The sequence below is a fragment of the Streptomyces sp. NPDC054783 genome (assembly GCF_053611725.1).
The window spans coordinates 1-17,575 of the sequence record NZ_JBSHAY010000021.1; the positions used below are offsets into that span (position 1 = coordinate 1).

Sequence of the window (17,575 nt, forward strand, 5' to 3'; positions counted from 1 at the left end):
TCGGGCGCCGGGGCCCCACACCTCTACACACCGCGTGTGGGCGGCCCGTTGGAAACCCCCCGGCCCGCCCTCTCGCGTTGCCGAAACCTGCTCGGGTCCTACTCGAACGGGTCGAACTCGTCGTACTCGCGCAGCGCCTCGTCCCGCTCCACCTGCTTTTCCCGTCGGCGCTGCGCCGCGGGCCGCTCACCGTCGAAGCGGTGGTCCTCGCCACGGCGGCCCAGCATCTCCGCGCCGGCCATGACCGTCGGCTCCCAGTCGAAGACGACCGCGTTCTCCTCGGGACCGATTGCGACACCGTCGCCGGACCGCGCGCCCGCCTTCATCAGCCGCTCTTCGACGCCGAGGCGGTTGAGCCGGTCGGCGAGGTAGCCGACGGCCTCGTCGTTGTTGAAGTCGGTCTGGCGGACCCAGCGCTCGGGCTTCTCGCCGCGCACCCGGAACAGCGGCTCGCCGCCGAACTCCTCGCGGGTGACGGTGAACCCGGCGTCGTCCACGGCCTTGGGCCGGATGACGATCCGGGTCGCCTCCTCCTTCGGCTTGGCGGCGCGCGCAGTGGCGACCAGCTCGCCGAGCGCGAAGGACAGCTCGCGCAGCCCGATGTGGGCGACGGCCGACACCTCGAAGACCCGGTAACCGCGGGCCTCCAGGTCGGGCCGGACCATCTCGGCGAGGTCCTTGCCGTCGGGCACGTCGACCTTGTTCAGGACGACGATCCGGGGCCGGTTGTCCAGGCCGCCGTACTCCCGCAGCTCGGCCTCGATGATGTCGAGGTCGGAGACGGGGTCACGGTCGGACTCCAGGGTCGCGGTGTCCAGCACGTGCACCAGCACGCTGCACCGCTCCACGTGCCGCAGGAACTCCAGGCCCAGGCCCTTGCCCTGGCTGGCGCCCGGGATCAGACCCGGCACGTCGGCGATGGTGTAGACGGTCGAACCGGCGGTGACGACACCGAGGTTCGGCACGAGCGTCGTGAACGGATAGTCGGCGATCTTCGGCTTGGCCGCGCTGAGCACGGAGATCAGCGAGGACTTGCCGGCGCTCGGGTAGCCGACCAGCGCCACGTCGGCGACGGTCTTCAGCTCCAGAACGATGTCGTGCAGGTCGCCGGGCTCGCCCAGCAGCGCGAAGCCGGGCGCCTTGCGGCGGGCGGAGGCCAGCGCCGCGTTGCCGAGGCCGCCCCGGCCGCCCTGTGCGGCGATGTACGAGGTGCCGTGGCCGACCAGGTCGGCGAGCACGTTGCCCGCCTTGTCCAGCACGACCGTGCCGTCCGGCACCGGCAGGACGAGGTCCTGGCCGTCCTTGCCGGAGCGGTTGCCGCCCTCGCCGGGCTTGCCGTTGGTGGCCTTGCGGTGCGGGGAGTGGTGGTATTCGAGAAGTGTCGTCACCGACTGGTCGACGGTGAGGATGACATCACCGCCACGGCCGCCGTTGCCGCCGTCCGGGCCGCCGAGCGGCTTGAACTTCTCGCGGTGTACGGAGGCACAGCCGTGACCTCCGTTACCCGCGGCGACATGCAGCTCGACGCGGTCCACGAAGGTGGTCATGGTTCAGTGCCTCCAGAAAACGATCGGTATGTCTAGCGTCAACACGCGAAAGGCGGACCCGCCTTCCCGAACGGGAAGTGAGGTCCGCCTCGCGAAAGCGTTCGGTGCTGAATCAGATGATTCAGGCGACCGGAACGATGTTCACGACCTTGCGGCCGCGGTGGGTACCGAACTCCACCGCACCGGCCTGCAGGGCGAACAGCGTGTCGTCGCCGCCACGGCCGACACCGGCGCCGGGGTGGAAGTGGGTACCGCGCTGGCGGACCAGGATCTCACCCGCGTTCACGACCTGACCGCCGAAGCGCTTCACGCCGAGCCGCTGGGCATTGGAGTCGCGACCGTTCCGGGTGGACGATGCGCCCTTCTTGTGTGCCATTTCTCCTCAGTCCCTTACTTCGCAGCCGTGGGGATCGACGTGACCTTGATCGCCGTGTACTGCTGGCGGTGGCCCTGCCGACGGCGGTAGCCGGTCTTGTTCTTGTAGCGCAGAATGTCGATCTTCTGGCCCTTGTGGTGGTCCACGACCTCGGCCTGGACCTTGATGCCGGCCAGCACCCACGGGTCGCTGGTCACAGCGTCGCCGTCGACAACGAGCAGGGTCGAGAGCTCGACCGTGTCGCCAACCTTGGCAGTGGAAATCTTGTCAACCTCAACGATGTCGCCGACAGCAACCTTGTGCTGGCGACCACCGCTGCGCACGATGGCGTACACGCGGATCTCTCTTTCGCTCGAAGAAACGGCACCCCCGCAGGCCAGCCGCCCAGAAACACCACGGACGACCTCTCCCGGCCCGCCTTGCGCCCGGGAGGAAAAGGTTTACGGGGATGTGGCGTGCTCAGTGGACACGCCGACGGTCAAGGTTACGGGGCCATGACCTGGAGGGTCAAACCGGACCCCGGTGGGTGTGGGGCCGATCACGCGGACCGGCCCCACAACCCGGGCGTCAGCCCTCGTCGGCCACGTCCGCGGCAGCGGAGACCGTGGTGGTCTTCTTCGCCGTGGACTTCGCGGCGGCCGTCTTCGCCGCCTTCTTGGCCGTGGTCTTCTTGGCGACCGTCTTCTTGGCGACCGTCTTCTTGGCCACGGTCTTCTTCGCCGTGGTCTTCTTGGCGGCGGCCTTCTTCGCCGTGGCCTTCTTGGCGGTCTTGCGGGCCGCCTTCTTGGCCGGAGCGGTCGCCTCGGCCACCTCCTCGGCCGTCACCTCGCCGGCCGGGGCCTCGGCAGCCGCCTCCGCAGCGGCCGACGGGACGACCACGACGGCCGCCTCCTCGGACGCGGTCGGCGCGGTGGCCTTGCGCACGGCGCGGCGGCGCGGACGGGCCGGGGCGGCGCTCTCGGGCGCCTCCTCGACGGCGACCGGGGCCGGTGCCTCTTCAGCGGGCGCCTCGGCCGCGGGCTGTGCCACCGGCTCCTCGACCGCGGGCGCGGTCTCGGGCACCGTCACCACGGCCGTCGCCTCGGCACCCGCCGGGGAACCGGCCGGCGCCGACACCTTCCGGGTCGCACGACGGCGCGTACGGCCCTTGGGCGCGGCCTCCTCGGCGGCCTCGGCCTGCGGCGCCGGGACCACCTGGTCCTCGACGGCCGAGGGCTCGGCCAGGGCCGCGGCGGCCGGCTCCGGACGCACCGGGCGAGCCGCCGCCTCCTCGGCGGTGACGTCCTGAGCGGTCGGCGCCTCGGCGGCCACGGCGGCCTCGGTCCTCGGGGCCTTCTCCCGGCGGGCTTCGGCCTTCGGCGCGCCCGCCGGAGCCGAGGCCCGGCGGCTCGCCCTGCGGCGCGTACGGCCACGGGTGGCCGCCGCCTCCGCCTCGGCGACGCTGCTGTACAGCTCCTCGTCCGGCGCGAAGTCGGGGGCCGGCAGCGCGACCGGCTCGGCGACCTCGGCGGCCACCGCGGCGGCGGTCTCCACCTCGGGCTCGACGGCCTCACCGGTCTCGACGGCCACGGCGGCGGTCTCGTGCACGTGCTCCTGGGCGTCGGCGCCGCGGCCGCGCTTCTTGCGCTTGCCGCCACCGCCGCCGGCGGACACCGGCTGCTCCATGTGCACGATGACACCGCGACCGTTGCAGTGCACGCAGGTCTCGGAGAAGGACTCCAGCAGGCCCTGGCCGACCCGCTTGCGGGTCATCTGCACCAGGCCCAGCGAGGTCACCTCGGCCACCTGGTGCTTCGTACGGTCGCGGCCCAGGCACTCCAGCAGGCGGCGCAGCACCAGGTCGCGGTTGGACTCCAGGACCATGTCGATGAAGTCGATGACGACGATGCCGCCGAGGTCGCGCAGCCGGAGCTGGCGCACGATCTCCTCGGCCGCCTCCAGGTTGTTCCTGGTGACCGTCTCCTCCAGGTTGCCGCCCTGGCCGGTGAACTTGCCGGTGTTGACGTCGACGACGACCATCGCCTCGGTCTTGTCGATCACCAGCGAACCGCCGCTGGGCAGCCAGACCTTGCGGTCGAGGGCCTTGGCGAGCTGCTCGTCGATCCGGTAGGTGGCGAAGACGTCGACCTCGGAGGTCCACTTCGACAGCCTGCCGGCGAGGTCCGGCGCGACGTGCGAGACGTACCCGTGGATCGTCTCCCAGGCGTCGCCACCGCTGACGATGACCTTGGAGAAGTCCTCGTTGAAGATGTCGCGCACGACCCGGACGGTCATGTCCGGCTCGCCGTACAGCAGCGTCGGGGCGTTGCCGTTCTTCGACTTCTTCTGGATGTCCTCCCACTGCGCCTGCAGCCGCTCGACGTCCCGGCGCAGCTCCTCCTCACTCGCGCCCTCGGCGGCGGTGCGCACGATGACGCCCGCGTCCTCGGGGACGATCTTCTTGAGGATGGTCTTCAGCCGGGCCCGCTCGGTGTCGGGCAGCTTGCGGCTGATGCCGGTCATCGAGCCCTCGGGGACGTACACGAGGTAGCGGCCCGGCAGGGAGACCTGGCTGGTCAGACGGGCGCCCTTGTGCCCGATCGGGTCCTTGGTGACCTGGACGAGCACCGACTGCCCGGACTTGAGCGCCGACTCGATGCGGCGGGGGCCGTTGGCCATGCCCAGCGCCTCGAAGTTGACCTCACCGGCGTACAGGACGGCGTTGCGGCCCTTGCCGATGTCGATGAAGGCGGCCTCCATCGACGGCAGCACGTTCTGGACCTTGCCCAGGTAGACGTTGCCGACGTACGAGGTCGACTGCTCCTTGTTGACGTAGTGCTCGACGAGCACGCCGTCCTCCAGGACGCCGATCTGCGTACGGTCGCCGTGCTGGCGGACGACCATCACGCGCTCGACGGCTTCGCGGCGGGCCAGGAACTCGGCCTCGGTGATGATCGGAACGCGGCGACGGCCCTGCTCACGGCCTTCGCGACGGCGCTGCTTCTTGGCCTCCAGACGGGTCGAGCCCTTGATGGACTGCACCTCGTCGGACGGCTCGGCCGGCTTGCGCGGCTCGCGGACCTTGACGACCGTGCGCTCCGGGTCGCCCTCGTCGGGCTCGGTGTCGACGGTGGTGTCACCGGCACGGCGACGCCGACGGCGGCGACGACGGCTGCTGGAGGTGGAGCCACCGGCCTCGTCGCGGGCCTCCTCGGCGTCCTCATCCTCCTGCTCGGCGGTGTCCTCGGCGTCCTGCTCGGCCTGCTCGGCGGCCAGTTCCTCGGCCTCGGCCTCGGCGTCCGCGCCCTCGCCCTCGGCGGCCTCACCGCGACGGCGACGACGGCCGCCACGACGGCGACGGCGGCGCGCACCGGCCTCCTCGAAGCCCTCGGCGCCCTCCGCCTCCTCCGGCTCCTCGGCCTCCTCGCCCTCGGCGACGGCCTCGGCGGCCTCCTCCGGCTCCTCCGCCTCGGCGGCGGCCTCGACGGTCCGGGTCTCCTCGGCGGCGCCCCGGCGGCGACGGCGGCGGCGCGAACCGGTCTCGGCGCGCTCCTCCGCCCGCTCCTCCGCGTGCTCCTCGGGCTCCTCCACCTCGACGGCCTCGGCGGCGGCCTCGGCGGCGGCGCGCTCCGGGGTCTGGAACTTCGGCTCGGTGAACACCGGCGGCTGGAAGACGGCGACGGCCGGGCGGGCGGGCCGACGCCGGGCCCCGGCCTCGGCCTCGGCCTCCTCGCGCTCGGCGGTCGGCGCGGGCTCGGAGAACCCGAACACGGGGCGTACGGCCCGACGCCGGGTACGACGCGGGGCGGCCTCCTCGGCGGGGGCCTGCGGCGCCTGGGCGGCGGGAGCGGGCTCGGCGGCGGCCGGGGCTTCCGCGGCGGCGGGCTGCTCGGCGGCGGCGGAGACCGGCTCGGCCGGGGCCTCGGCGGCAGCCGGGATCTCCGCGGGGGCGGACCCGGCGGCCTTCGGGGCACCGGTGGGCGCGGACGCGCGGCGCGCGGCCCGGCGGCGGGTGCGCCGCGGAGCGGCCTCCTCGCCGGCCCCGCTCACCTCGGCGGCAGCGGTAGCCTCGGCGGCGGCCGGGGCGGCCTCGCCGGCAACGGGCTCGGCGGCGGCCGGCACCTCGGCGGCAACGGATTCGGCGGCGGACTCGGCGGCCGGCGCGGAGGCGCGGCGGGTCGCGCGACGACGCGGACGGGCGGCGGGGGCGGCCTCTTCCACGGCGGCGGGCTGCTCCTCGGCCGTCTCAACGTGCTCGGTCCCGGCGGCGGACGCAGCCGGGACAACGGCCTCGGCGGACGCCGGGGCACCGGTGGGCGCGGACACGCGACGCGTGGCCCGACGGCGCGCACGCCCCGCGGGCGCGGCCTCCTCGGCTGCGGGGGCAGGGGCCTCTGCGGCCTCCTCGCTCACACCAGCCTCAGCGGCACCGGCGGCCTCTGCGGCTGCGGCGGGCGCGGTGACGGTGCGCGTGGCGCGGCGGCGGACGCGGCGCGGTGCGGCCTCCTCACCGGAGACGACCTCGCCGCCCTCGGCGACGGCGGCGGGCTGCTCGGTCTCGGCGGCGGAAGCGGCCTGGACCACGGCCTCGACGGCCTCGACGGACGCCGGCGCACCGGCAGGCGCGGATGCGCGGCGCGTGGCCCGACGGCGCGGACGACCCGCGGACGCGGCCTCCTCGGCAGCAGGTGCCGCCTCAGTGCTCCGCGCACCGGCCTCTTCGGCCTCGATCGCCTCTACGGCCTCGTCTGCGCCTTCGGCCTCGAGGGCCTCAGCGGCATCGAGGACGTCGGCGACGTCGTCGGACTCCGCGGCCGGTATGGCCGGCACGGTCACCTCGGTGGGAGCCTCGGCCGCGGCGGGCGGGCCCGCCGGGCGAGAGGCTGCACGGCGACTCCTGCGCGGCGGCAGGGTGTCGCTGGGAGTGTTCAGTTCGGAACCCTCGCGGGGTTCGGTCGGCTCGAGCATGCGGGCGTTTCTCCCGTCAGGCTCCCGGGCGCCGCGCCTGGTCCGGCGTCGGTCTCGGTGGACCGTCCGCCGTTGACGTCCGCGGCCCGCGTGATCCGCGATGGCCGCCGTCCGGGGCGCGGGCGCCGCACGGGAGCACTCTGTGTCCTGTCTCGCCGGTTCCGTACGCCTTGTCGGTACGGCCTGGCGAAAGTCTTCTGGTCGGCGCGCTGCCCGACCCAGGTGGCTCCCGAGTACGAGGGCGGCGCTTACGACGTCCGTCCCTACGCGGGACCTTCCGGCGTCGGCGCCGTCGCGGCGGCTGCCGGTGTGGCCGTCAGGGCCCCGGCTGCCTCGCGGTCGGGCGCGAGCGGGTCGGTCACCGTGCCGGTCTCTTCATCGAGCAGCCCCTGCGCCAGCCTGGTCACCGCTGCGGGGACCGGCGGCGTCAGGTCGGCCACGGCGCGGAGACCGGACAGGACGTCGTCGGGTCGTACGGCAGGCGTCACGTGCCGAACAACCAGCCGCAGTATCGCACAGGGCTGGTCGGTAGGCCTATCAGCCGGTGAACCGTGCGTTTCCAGGCTCACCACGGCCGGGCGGGCGTCGAAGGTGCGGACGCCACTCTTGGTCATCCGCTGGACCTCGACGGTCTCCGTCCGGTTGAACCTGTCGACCGCGTGCTCGGCGTCGGCCGGGTCGACGCCGTCCAGCCGCAGCTCCCAGACGGAGGCCGTGAGCCGGTCGGCGAGGCCCGGGGTCCGCGCCTCGACCGCCTCGATGACGTCGAGCCCGGGGGGCAGCGACTCGTCGAGGAGGACGCGCAGGGTCTCCGGGTCGCGCGATGCGGTGAGCGCGATCTCCAGATACTCCGCCTCACTGCCCGTGCCGGTGGGTGCGGCATTGGCGTACGACACCTTCGGATGCGGCGTGAACCCGGCCGAGTACGCCATGGGCACCTCGGAGCGGCGCAGCGCACGCTCGAAGGCGCGCTGGAAGTCTCGGTGGCTGGTGAACCTCAGGCGGCCGCGCTTGGTGTAGCGCAGTCGGATGCGCTGCACCGCGGGTGCGGGCGGCGGGCCTTCGGGCTGTCGCTTGCCCAGTGTCCTAGTCCTTCGTGAGTGCGGTCGTACTGCTACCAAGAGTACGTGCAGCGGGCCCCTGAGGTTCCCGCCGGTCCACCGCTGCCGGCTGCCGCGGTTCCCCGAGGAGCATCCGCCGGAAGTCGGCGCGGGCCTGCCGTACCGTGTCGCGGGCGCCTGCCAGGGCCTCGCGGACGGCCCGGCCCAGCACGCGCGCGCCCTCGGCGGCGGGCCGCAGGACGGCGTCCCGGACGAGGCGACCGACGGGGGTGAGGACTGTCCGATACACCCAGCGCACGGGCTCCACGAAGATCCACCGGAAGAGGGTCCCGAGCGCGCGGCCGACGGCCCGCGAGATCCGTCCGGCGATCCGCCAGGCGTGCCCGAGGCCGTCGCCGATCTCGCGCGCGACGACGGCGAGGAAACGGCCGACGGGGGCGAGAACCCAGCGCCACAGTGCGAGGGCGGGCAGGACGAGGAGGACACGGAGCGTCCAGTACAGGGCGACCCCGATGCCGGTGCCGATCACGCCGAGCAGCCGGCCCAGCCCTCGTACACACCGGGCGACGGCACGCCCGGCGGGCGTGAGGACACGGTCGTACAGCCACCGCGCGGGCGCGACGAGCAGACAGCGGGCCAGCCGGGCGACCGCGTGCCCGATCGGGCTGAGCACGCGCGCGTACACCCACGCCGGCCCGGCGCCCGCCCCGCGCGCCAGCCGGGCCAGGGCGTGCCCGACGGGCGTGAGCACGTACCGATGGCACCACAGGGCCGGTACGACGACGAGGACCGTGCCGAGCCGGCCGAGTGCCCTGCCGACCGGGACCAGGACATGACGCCACAGAACGACGAACGGCCATACGAACAAGGCCTTTCCGACCCACAGCAGCGCACGGCCGAGGGGCCTGAGCACGGTGTCCCGCAGAAACCTTCCGGTGACGACGAGGGCGTCCCACGCCATCCGTACCGGCACCACCAGCACAAGGACGACGATCCGCACGGGCACGCGGATCGCGACGGTCAGGCACCCTTCCGGGTGCCGGGGCTGGGGGGGCGGCTTGTGCGGTTCCATACCGGGGTAGACGCCGGCACCGCCCGTTCGGATCCGGCGATCCGGCGTACCCGCCGGCTCACTTGTGGCCCGGCTCGGCGTGCGCCCCGTCCCAGGTGAACCGGTAGCGGTTCCGCTCGCGGTCGAAGGCGAGACCGATGTCGACGCCGCTGATGCCGTGGTTCTGCCGCAGACACTCGACGACGGCCGCGGCGGCCACCTCTTGCTGATGGTCCGTCGCCATCGGTACGTCCCAGGCCAGTACCTGCACCAGCACGCCGCGGCATCCGGATCCGAGCGCCTCCAACTGCCCGGCGACCAGGCCGAGACCGAACCCCATCCATGTCTCGTCCGCCGGGACGATCCCCTGCGGTGGTACCCACCAGACGCACGCGTCGCCGATTCGGCCCGCCCCGCGCGGCGGCTCGCCCAGGGGCCGGACCTCGAGGGAAACGCGGGCGACGAGTCCCCCAGGGACCGATGCGCTTGTCGTACGTGTGCGTGAACGCCACCAATGGCCTTTCTTCTCCGGCTCACGGGCCTCAGCGGGGGAAGCGGGACGGGGTGGGGCGGAGGGCGAGCAGCGCTATGTCGTCGGTGCTGTCGGCGCCGAACTCGATGATCAGTTCGTCACAGAAGACGTCCAGGGGGTCCGGTGCCTGCTCGGCGGTGTGCCGGCGGAGCCGGGTCATGCCGCCGCCGATCACTGACCCGCACATTCGCCCGGCCTTCGCCGCCCCAGACCCGCACCTCGGCCTCGGTGCGCGCGTGGATCACCACATTGGTCACCAGCTCGCCGGCCAGCAGCTCGGCGGTGTCCACCAGATCCGGTGCGACACCGTCCAGCACCGAGCGTACGAAGCGCCTGGCCACAGCGACGTTCTCCGGCGCCGGAGACAGGCGTCGCGACGGCACCCCGGGAGGAATGGGGCTGCCCATACCGGCTGGGTGCCGAGAAACACCCACCCGAAAAGGGCAGGTACCCGGCCCGACGGGCTCACATCCGCGCTGCCCCTTCGCTCCGCCGGGCTCAGGAGTCGCCTGTCGCGTGGCCCGCGCCCGTCACGCGACGGGCCGACGCCGCTGCCCGGTCGGCTCGGGCCAGCAGGCGGGCTCGGCAGCGCGGCCACCACACCAGGTCGGCCAGGAGGAGCACGACCACCAGCCACGAGGCGGTGGTCTCACCGGTGGAGCCCGTCACGGTGTCGTACACGGCGAGAGCGACCGCGAGCACGGTGACGAGCAGGACGACCCGACGGCGCAGCCGGTCCTCCTCGGCGGTCCGGCGCAGGGCGCGGGCGTACTCGACGACCGAGGGCACCAGCCGGGGGTCGGCAACGGCCTCGCCTCGCCGGGTGGCGCGTACCACGGCCGCGCGGTCGGCGCCGCTCATGCCCCTGGCCGCGGGCCAGGCCCGTTCCATCCGGCGCGCCACTCGGGTCCCGTGGAACAGGCTCAGCACCACGAAGACCACCGCGGCACCCGCCCACGACCCCGCCTCGACGAGAACGAAGGCCCCGAAGAAGACGCCGGCGGCGAGGCCGGCGCCCACAGCCCGGCTCACCGGCCCCAGGCGCCACATCCAGCCCGGAACGAGAATCACCCGCTCACGGTGGCCGTCACCCGGCAAGGACTCAACCACTGCACCGGCACGTCGCCCGCGGCACACGCACACGGCGCATCATGACGGCCGGAGCCCGGCGGCCGGAGCACGACGGCCGGAGCAACGGCTGGGCTGCGCACTCGCGGCCGCCGTCACCCGGTCCGCACCGGCACGTGCTATCGGCCGTCGGGTTCCGGCAGGTCCTGCTCGGTCCAGATCGTCTTGCCGGTGGGTGTGTAGCGCGTGCCCCAGTGGTGGGTCATCTGGGCGATGATGAACAGGCCCCGCCCGCCCTCCTCGTCACTCGCGGCGTGCCGCAGGTTGGGCGCGGTGTGGCCGGTGTCGGAGACCTCGCAGATCAGCGACCGGTCGCGGATCACGCGTACCTGGATCGGACCGCCGACGTAGCGGATGGCGTTGGTGACCAGTTCGCTGACGATGAGCTCGGTCGTGAACGCCAGGTCACCCAGCTCCCACTCGCCGAGCTGCTTGCTGACGCTGGTGCGGATGGTGGCCACCGCCGCCGGGTCCGGGAGCACCGCCCACTCGACGAACTGCTTCCGGTCGAGCCGGCGCGTGCGGGCCACGAGCAGCGTCGCGTCCACGTCCACCGGCCCCGGCAACAGGCTGCTCAACGCGCAGTCGCACAGTACCTCCAAGGACGCCCGGCCGTCGGCCAGGACGCGGGACAGCTGCGCGAGCCCGGCGTCGCGGTCGTCGGCCGCCTGGAGGAGGCCGTTCGTGGAGAGGGCGACGAGACTGCCCGGTGCGAGCTCCAGTTCCGTGCTCTCGTAGGGCAGGCCGACGATTCCCAGCGGCGGCCCGGTCGGCAGCTCCGGATACTCGACGACGCCCGTGTGGGCTTGTACGACGGCCAGCACGGAGTCCCCGGCCCGGGCGAGGCTGCACTTCCCCGTGACGGGGTCGTACACCGCGTACAGGCAGCTCACGCCCAGGGCCTCGTCAACGTACGGCCTCAGGTGGCCGGGGCCTCGGCCGGCCGCGCCTTCGTGCGCGGTCTGCTCGACCAGGTCGGCCAGGCGGGACAGGAGCTCGTCCGGGCTCAGGTCCAGCCGGGCCAGCACGCGCACACCCGTACGCAGCCGTCCCATGGTGGCCGCGGCACGCAGGCCATGACCGAGCACGTCCCCGACGACCAGGCCGACCCGGGTTCCCGACAGGGGAATGATGTCGTACCAGTCGCCGCCCACCCCGGACCCGCTGTCGGCGGGCAGGTAGCGGCTCGCCGAGTCGACGGCGGCGTGCGGCGGCAGACGGCGCGGAAGCAGGCTCTGCTGGAGTTTGAGGGCCACGCTGTGGCCACGGGTGACCACCGGCATCAGCAGGAGACCGATCAGCAGGGCGCCCAGGCCCAGGACGGTGACCCCGCCCGTCCTGCCGATCAGCGGCAGGTCGACGGCTGTCACGCCGTACCCGGGGTCCGCGTAGACGACGAAGGCGGCGTAGACGAACAGCGAGATCATCATCAGCCCGCCCAGTCCCGGCAGTACGCCCTTGAAGACCAGGTCTCTGGCACTGCGGGTCAGGACCTTGCGGTAGTACCAGATGCAGGCGAAGCCGGTCAGACCGTACTGGAACGCGATCGCGAGACCGACCGAGTCGATCGAGTCGGCCAGGACGTTCCGGCTGAACGACGCCAGCAGGACGAACAGGGCGATCGATGCCGCTCCCATGCCGACGGTCCCCCAGGTCGGGGTGAGGAACCTGCGGTGGATCCTGGCGAACCGGGCGGGGACCGCCTTGTGGACCGCCATGGAGAAGACGGTCCTGGCCAAGGGCAGGATGGTGGTCTCGGCGGAAGCCAGCGCGGAGGTCAGCACCATCAGGATCAGCAGTCTCGACAGGAGCAGCCCCGTGCCCCGGCTCCCGAACACGGCCTCGCCCAGCCCGGACAGCACGTCGCTCGAATTGTGGGTGTTGCCGAGCCCGATGCCCGAGGTGCCGACGCCCGCGAACGCCTGCGCCGAGGTGGCGACCAGGCTGTACATGACCAGGAGCAGCACGGTGGACATGACCGCGGCGCGCCCTGGGACGTGTGCGCTGTCGATGGTTTCCTCGTTGACCGAGAACGCGGTGTCCCAGCCCCAGTAGATGAAGACCCCTGCGAGGATTCCCGAGGTCAGGGCCCTTGTCGAGGGCACCTCGAAGGGGTTGAACCAGGAGGCCGAAACGTGGATCGCCGTCGCGGGAGGGTCGGTGTAGACCCTGACCAGTGCGGCGACGGCGAAAACGAACAGCATCGCCACCTCCAGGCACAGCAGCCAGCGCTGGACGGCCGCGGAGACCTCGATGCCGACGTAGCAGATCACGGTCAGCACGGCGATCCAGGCGATGCCCGCCACGGTCGTCCAGAACCGGTTGTCCGCCAGTTCGTCCAGGCCCACCAGTCGGAAGCCGTAGGCAGCGGCGATCTGGGCGAGGTTGCCCATGACGATGACGTTGGCGACGATGAGGCCCCAGCCGCCCATCCACCCGATGCGCGGTCCGAAGGTGCGAGTGGCCCAGCTGAAGGTGGTGCCGCAGTCGGAGTTGCTCGCGTTGAGCTCCCGGAAGGCGAATGCGACCAGCAGCATCGGTATGAACGCCAGCATCGTGACGATCGGGGCCTGCAGTCCGACCCCGGCCACGATGACGCCCAGGGTGGCGGCCAGGCTGTACGCCGGGCCGGCGGAGGCAAGGCCCATGGCGACCGAGGAGAACATGCCCAGGGCGTCGTTCTTGAGCCCCTTGCGACCGGCCCCCGTCCCGGGCGCGGGGCGGCCGGCGGGCACGGCGCCGTCAAAGTGCCTCACACTTGATTCCAACGCCGGGCCGGTTCCCTCCGCAACAGCGCAGGGGCGCAGCGGGAACGCCGCCGGTCACCAGCGCCGGCGCACGGGGGCGGAACGCGGAGGTGGTGGCGGCCGCAGGCAGGCTGGTCCTGGGAACGGACGAAGTCGGGAAAGGTGAGGGCAGGGACCTCAGGACAGTGGGACGCCGGCGATCGCGATGCGCTCCATCACCCGACGCTGAGGGTAGTAGTCGTTGATGGCGTAGTGCTGGACGGCGATGTTGTCCCAGATCGCGATCGAGTCGGGCTGCCAGCGGAACCGCACCTGGAGCTCGGGAATGCGCGCCTGCAGGCCGAGCTCGTGGAGCAGTTCCCGGCTCTCGTCCTCGGGCAGTCCGACGATGCGGGTGGTGAAGGGCTCGTTGACGTACAGGGTCTTGCGCCCGGTGCGCGGGTGCCGCACGACGACCGGGTGCTCCACCGGAGGCAGGAACACGCGCAGCGCCTCGATCTGCCGCGGGGTCATGGACGTACCCCAGCTGGGCTCCCAGTCGTGCACGGCGGTGAGGCCCTCGATGCGCTGCTTCATCTCGTCGCCGAGGTTGTCGTAGGCGGCGCCCATGTCGGCCCACATGGTGTCACCGCCGGCCGACGGGACCTCGAGCGAGCGGAGCACCGAACCCAGGGCGGGCGCGGCCATGAACGAGTGGTCGCTGTGCCAGATGTTCTCCTGGCCGATGGCCGTCGCGTCCTTCGCCAGCCGTGAGACGCCGACGGTGTCGCCCTTGGGGAAGAACGGATTCGGCTCCGGCTCCCCCCACACCGCGGCCAGGGCCAGGTGGGCGTCGACGCCGAAGTCGTGCTGGTCACGGAAGAAGATCACCTTCCATTCGAGCAGCGCCTGCCGCAGTTCCCCGGCGAGTTCCTCGTCGATCGGCCGGGACAGGTCCACACCGCCGACCTCCGCACCGATGTGCGGAGTCATCGGCGCGATCCGCAGCAGCCGGTACTCGGCCGGCGCCGTACCGGGCGCGGTCCGCTCGAGCACACGCCGGCCGAAGTGAATCAGCGGCTTTCCCAGCAGGGGGTTCTTGTCGGCTCCGGTGGTTTCCATGCGGTCCTCCACGGTCGCACCCCAAAATCGTTACGTGAAGTATCGATATCCAGCGAGATCACGGCAAGGGCTTCTCCATGAACATTTCGCCGAGTCGTCCACAGTCCTTGTCGTCACACTGAACCGTATCGATACTTCACGTAACGATTTTCTCGCCGTAGCGATCGGTGCGTGCCGACGTGCCCTGATCCGCCGGTGTCCTCTCCCCCGTGCTGCACGCCGACCACGCCTGCCGCCGCCACCGGCGGCAGGCCCGGGCCGTCACCGGGTTGCGCCACGGTGGCTGTTGCTGGGCATGGCACTGGTCCGGTCGACCGCCCGGACGCCGACGGCCCCCGGCGGAGGGCTGATCGCGCTGGTCGCGTCGCGGATCGTGCTGGATGTCGCGGAGGGGCCCGCCTTTCCGGTGGCCCAGCACACCGCCCTCGCTTGCTTCCCGGACCGCCGCCGCAATCTCCCCGGCGCTCTGCTCAGCATCGGCATCACCCTCGGTGTGGTGCTCGCCGCCCCGGGCTGACCTGGCTGGTCCAGCACTACCCGCACGACGGCCTGGGCTACTCCGCAGCCACCGCCGCCGCCCTGGTCGCCGCGATCTGGTCGGTCAACGGCATGGCGCTGCTCGGTCAGACCGCAGTGACCGCGGACGGCTGCTCCGACGTGGTGTGAGCAGCCGGTGGGCCCATGGCCGCGGCGGCATCACCCCGCTCGTCTCCGCACTCGGCTGCGGCGCCCTGTCGCAGGCCGCGCGCGGATCGGTCACCGTGCTGCTCCTGATCGTCGGCTTCGGCCTGTGCGGGGCGATGCCGACGATCGCGGTGACCCCGGTCGCCAAGATCGTCCCGGACCGCCGACGTGGCGGCACCCTCGGCCTGATGAACGCCGTGGTCACCACGGCCGGCCCGATCGCCCCCGCCCTGACGGGACACCTGGTCGACATCCAGGGCAGGACCGGCCACCAGCATGCGGTACTCCTCGCGGCCGTACTGCTCGCGCTGGGCGGCACGGCCTCCGTGACACTGATCGACCCGGCCCGCGACGCCCGGCGTCCGGTCCCATGACGATCACCGTCCCTCAGGTACCCGGGTTACCGACCGCCCGGACGACCAGATCCACCAGGTCCTCCACGAAGTGCGCGTTGGGCAGTTCACGCTCGGCCAGCAGGCGGTACACCAGAGGCGCCGCCACCAGCGTGGCAGCCGACCGGATGTCGACATCGGGCCGCACCTCGCCGCGGGCGATGCCCCGTTGGAGGATGCGGCGCGTCTCGGCCATGATCCGGTCCGTGTAGTCCACGTACTCTCCGCGGGGCCCGCCCGCCTCGGCGGCCGACGCCATGAGTTCCGTCAGCAGCCGCGCCGTACCCGGCAGCCGGTACGCCGCCGAGCGCGCGGTCAGCACCTCGCGCAGCTCGGCCCGGACATCACCCAGGTCCGGCACCGACAGCGGACCGATACGCGACTCTGCCGCCGCGATGATCAAAGCCTGCTTGGACGGCCAGCGCCGGTAGATGGCGGGCTTGCTCACCCCGGCACGTGCGGCGACGGCATCCATCGTCACCGCTTTCACGCCCTGCTCGGTCACCAGCCCGATCACCGCCTCAAGGGTGTCGTCCGTGACCCGCTCCTGCCGCGGCCGCCCCGGCCCCCGCTCGGCCCTCTGCGCCTGTGCCCCGACCATGCTCCGAGAATACGGCGCGCGGCAAGCGCCCCGTCGGGTACCGAGCCGTCCGACGCGGAAGGCACACGGCCGACATGCCGCGCATGGCGTAATGAACCGCTTCGGGGGCTTCCCAGGTCACGTTGTGCGGAGGTGGTGAGCAGCAAGGACGTGGGAAAGCGGGTGACAAATCGGCCATGGGCACGGAACGCATCGACCGGTCGGAGGGCTTCGGCGAGCGGCTGCTCGGCCTGCTGCTGGACAGGGCGCGGCTGCTGCCACCCCAGATGATCGCCCCGCTGATCGCGGACGGGGTGGCCAGGATCGGCGGTCGTGAGGTCTCCATCCTGCTCCAGGACTACGCACAGGAGTTGCTGGTGCCGCTGCCGGGCAGGAACCTGCACGTGGCCCAGCCAGAGCCGGTGGTCGACTCCCCCGCCGGGCGGGCCTTCCTGCGCGGGGACATGGTCGAGGTGGCGCAGGCCCACGGCGGCATCCGGATGTACCTGCCGCTGCTGGACGGCAGTGACCAGGTGGGCGTCATGGCCCTCACCCTGGACGCGATCGGCGACGACGACCGGCGGCTGCTGCACAGGCTCGCCAGCCTGGTCGCGGACATGCTGGTCACCAAGAACGCCTATACCGACCAGTTCTTCCAGGCCCGGCGCCGGGAGCCGATGAGCGTGTCGGCGGAGATCCAGTGGAGCCTGCTGCCGCCGCTGACGATGTCCGTGCCCCAGGTCCGGGTGGCCGGCGCCCTGGAGCCCGCCTACCGCGTCGCCGGCGACAGCTTCGACTACGCCCTCAACGGCAACATCCTGCACATGGCCGTCATCGACGCGATGGGCCACGGCCTGGACGCCGCCACGATGGCGACCGTGGCCATCGGCGCCTACCGGCATGCCCGGCGCGTATTCATCAGCCTGGACGAAAAGTACGCGTTCATGGACGATGCCATTTCCAAGCAGTTCGGGCCGGACCACTTCGTCACGGCGCAGCTGATGCATCTGAACGTCACCACCGGTGTGATGGAGCTGGTCAACGCGGGGCACCCCGCGCCGTTGCTGATCCGCGACGGCCAGGTCGTAGAGCAGCTGGAGAGCGCGACGACGCTGCCCGTCGGCTTCGGCGGCGAAATGCCCCGCGTCAGGGAGCACGTGCTCCAGCAAGGCGACCGGGTGCTCTGCTACACCGATGGCATCATCGAGGAGCATGTCGCCGGCAGGGAGGCGTTTGGCGAGGAACGCCTCATCCACGTCGTCAACCGCCTGGGGGAAGAGCCGTCAGAGGGTGTGCGGGCGGATCTGCGCCGACTCTCCCACACGCTGAAGGGCGAACGGGGCGGCCGCACCACCGACGACGCCACCCTTTTCATGATCGAGTGGCACGGGGGCACCGCCGACCACCTCGCGGTCCTCGACTGAGGTCC

Annotated in this window: 16 protein-coding genes; 3 read left to right on the forward strand and 13 right to left on the reverse strand. The window is 72.3% G+C overall.

Features of this window, described 5'->3' with window-relative positions; translation table 11 throughout:
* Positions 1-98: 98 nt before the first annotated feature.
* The 12 genes from obgE to ACWGJ5_RS30220 form a co-directional block, all read right to left on the reverse strand.
* On the reverse strand, positions 99-1,547 hold the full coding sequence (gene obgE, locus ACWGJ5_RS30165; protein WP_453312803.1) for a GTPase ObgE: 1,449 nt from the start codon (positions 1,545-1,547) through the stop codon (positions 99-101).
* A gap of 121 nt (positions 1,548-1,668) precedes the next feature.
* Positions 1,669-1,923: a 50S ribosomal protein L27 gene (gene rpmA / locus ACWGJ5_RS30170; protein ID WP_023550764.1), complete on the reverse strand. Its 255-nt coding sequence runs from the start codon at positions 1,921-1,923 to the stop codon at positions 1,669-1,671.
* 14 nt (positions 1,924-1,937) lie between these two features.
* Positions 1,938-2,258, reverse strand: a complete 321-nt coding sequence (gene rplU / locus ACWGJ5_RS30175; RefSeq protein WP_009188585.1) for a 50S ribosomal protein L21 — start codon at positions 2,256-2,258, stop codon at positions 1,938-1,940.
* 232 nt (positions 2,259-2,490) lie between these two features.
* On the reverse strand, positions 2,491-6,870 hold the full coding sequence (locus ACWGJ5_RS30180; RefSeq protein ID WP_453312804.1) for an Rne/Rng family ribonuclease: 4,380 nt from the start codon (positions 6,868-6,870) through the stop codon (positions 2,491-2,493).
* A 263-nt stretch (positions 6,871-7,133) separates the two neighbouring features.
* Entirely contained in the window at positions 7,134-7,910 is a 777-nt protein-coding gene (locus ACWGJ5_RS30185; RefSeq protein ID WP_453312805.1) for a TIGR03936 family radical SAM-associated protein, read from the reverse strand.
* A 46-nt stretch (positions 7,911-7,956) separates the two neighbouring features.
* On the reverse strand, positions 7,957-9,003 hold the full coding sequence (locus ACWGJ5_RS30190) for a hypothetical protein (RefSeq protein ID WP_453312806.1): 1,047 nt from the start codon (positions 9,001-9,003) through the stop codon (positions 7,957-7,959).
* Between the two features lie 58 nt (positions 9,004-9,061).
* Positions 9,062-9,322: a hypothetical protein gene (locus ACWGJ5_RS30195; protein ID WP_453312807.1), complete on the reverse strand. Its 261-nt coding sequence runs from the start codon at positions 9,320-9,322 to the stop codon at positions 9,062-9,064.
* 202 nt (positions 9,323-9,524) lie between these two features.
* Positions 9,525-9,674: a hypothetical protein gene (locus tag ACWGJ5_RS30200; RefSeq protein ID WP_453312928.1), complete on the reverse strand. Its 150-nt coding sequence runs from the start codon at positions 9,672-9,674 to the stop codon at positions 9,525-9,527.
* Positions 9,613-9,921 (reverse strand): ATP-binding protein, encoded by a 309-nt coding sequence (locus tag ACWGJ5_RS30205; RefSeq protein WP_453312808.1) that lies wholly within the window; start codon positions 9,919-9,921, stop codon positions 9,613-9,615. Before ACWGJ5_RS30205 ends, ACWGJ5_RS30200 begins: the two co-directional genes overlap by 62 nt.
* Positions 9,922-10,012: 91 nt before the next feature.
* Positions 10,013-10,585, reverse strand: coding sequence for a hypothetical protein (locus ACWGJ5_RS30210; RefSeq protein WP_453312809.1), 573 nt, complete (start codon positions 10,583-10,585; stop codon positions 10,013-10,015).
* A 176-nt stretch (positions 10,586-10,761) separates the two neighbouring features.
* A complete protein-coding gene (locus tag ACWGJ5_RS30215; protein ID WP_453312810.1) occupies positions 10,762-13,398 on the reverse strand; it encodes an amino acid permease in 2,637 nt (878 codons plus the stop codon).
* Positions 13,399-13,566: 168 nt separating this feature from the next.
* Entirely contained in the window at positions 13,567-14,490 is a 924-nt protein-coding gene (locus ACWGJ5_RS30220) for a TauD/TfdA dioxygenase family protein (protein ID WP_453312811.1), read from the reverse strand.
* A gap of 295 nt (positions 14,491-14,785) precedes the next feature.
* Between ACWGJ5_RS30220 and ACWGJ5_RS30225 the strand changes: the two genes are divergently transcribed.
* Both ACWGJ5_RS30225 and ACWGJ5_RS30230 read left to right on the forward strand, forming a co-directional pair.
* Positions 14,786-15,007 carry a hypothetical protein gene (locus ACWGJ5_RS30225; RefSeq protein ID WP_453312812.1) on the forward strand — a complete coding sequence of 74 codons (222 nt, stop codon included), beginning with the start codon at positions 14,786-14,788 and terminating at the stop codon, positions 15,005-15,007.
* Between the two features lie 145 nt (positions 15,008-15,152).
* Positions 15,153-15,548 carry an MFS transporter gene (locus ACWGJ5_RS30230; protein ID WP_453312813.1) on the forward strand — a complete coding sequence of 132 codons (396 nt, stop codon included), beginning with the start codon at positions 15,153-15,155 and terminating at the stop codon, positions 15,546-15,548.
* A 13-nt stretch (positions 15,549-15,561) separates the two neighbouring features.
* Here ACWGJ5_RS30230 and ACWGJ5_RS30235 read toward each other — a convergent pair whose 3' ends face one another.
* On the reverse strand, positions 15,562-16,167 hold the full coding sequence (locus ACWGJ5_RS30235) for a TetR/AcrR family transcriptional regulator (RefSeq protein WP_453312814.1): 606 nt from the start codon (positions 16,165-16,167) through the stop codon (positions 15,562-15,564).
* A gap of 176 nt (positions 16,168-16,343) precedes the next feature.
* On the opposite strand from ACWGJ5_RS30235, the gene ACWGJ5_RS30240 reads away from it, so the two are divergent.
* Positions 16,344-17,570 carry a PP2C family protein-serine/threonine phosphatase gene (locus tag ACWGJ5_RS30240; protein WP_453312815.1) on the forward strand — a complete coding sequence of 409 codons (1,227 nt, stop codon included), beginning with the start codon at positions 16,344-16,346 and terminating at the stop codon, positions 17,568-17,570.
* Positions 17,571-17,575: the final 5 nt, after the last annotated feature.

Coding starts and splice junctions, on each gene's coding strand:
- obgE (WP_453312803.1), bottom strand. CDS start 1,547: ATGACCACCTTCGTGGACCGCGTCGAGCTGCATGTCGCCGCGGGTAAC.
- rpmA (WP_023550764.1), bottom strand. CDS start 1,923: ATGGCACACAAGAAGGGCGCATCGTCCACCCGGAACGGTCGCGACTCC.
- ACWGJ5_RS30180 (WP_453312804.1), bottom strand. CDS start 6,870: ATGCTCGAGCCGACCGAACCCCGCGAGGGTTCCGAACTGAACACTCCC.
- ACWGJ5_RS30190 (WP_453312806.1), bottom strand. CDS start 9,003: ATGGAACCGCACAAGCCGCCCCCCCAGCCCCGGCACCCGGAAGGGTGC.
- ACWGJ5_RS30195 (WP_453312807.1), bottom strand. CDS start 9,322: ATGGGGTTCGGTCTCGGCCTGGTCGCCGGGCAGTTGGAGGCGCTCGGA.
- ACWGJ5_RS30200 (WP_453312928.1), bottom strand. CDS start 9,674: ATGACCCGGCTCCGCCGGCACACCGCCGAGCAGGCACCGGACCCCCTG.
- ACWGJ5_RS30205 (WP_453312808.1), bottom strand. CDS start 9,921: ATGGGCAGCCCCATTCCTCCCGGGGTGCCGTCGCGACGCCTGTCTCCG.
- ACWGJ5_RS30220 (WP_453312811.1), bottom strand. CDS start 14,490: ATGGAAACCACCGGAGCCGACAAGAACCCCCTGCTGGGAAAGCCGCTG.
- ACWGJ5_RS30225 (WP_453312812.1), top strand. CDS start 14,786: ATGGCACTGGTCCGGTCGACCGCCCGGACGCCGACGGCCCCCGGCGGA.
- ACWGJ5_RS30235 (WP_453312814.1), bottom strand. CDS start 16,167: ATGGTCGGGGCACAGGCGCAGAGGGCCGAGCGGGGGCCGGGGCGGCCG.
- ACWGJ5_RS30240 (WP_453312815.1), top strand. CDS start 16,344: ATGGGCACGGAACGCATCGACCGGTCGGAGGGCTTCGGCGAGCGGCTG.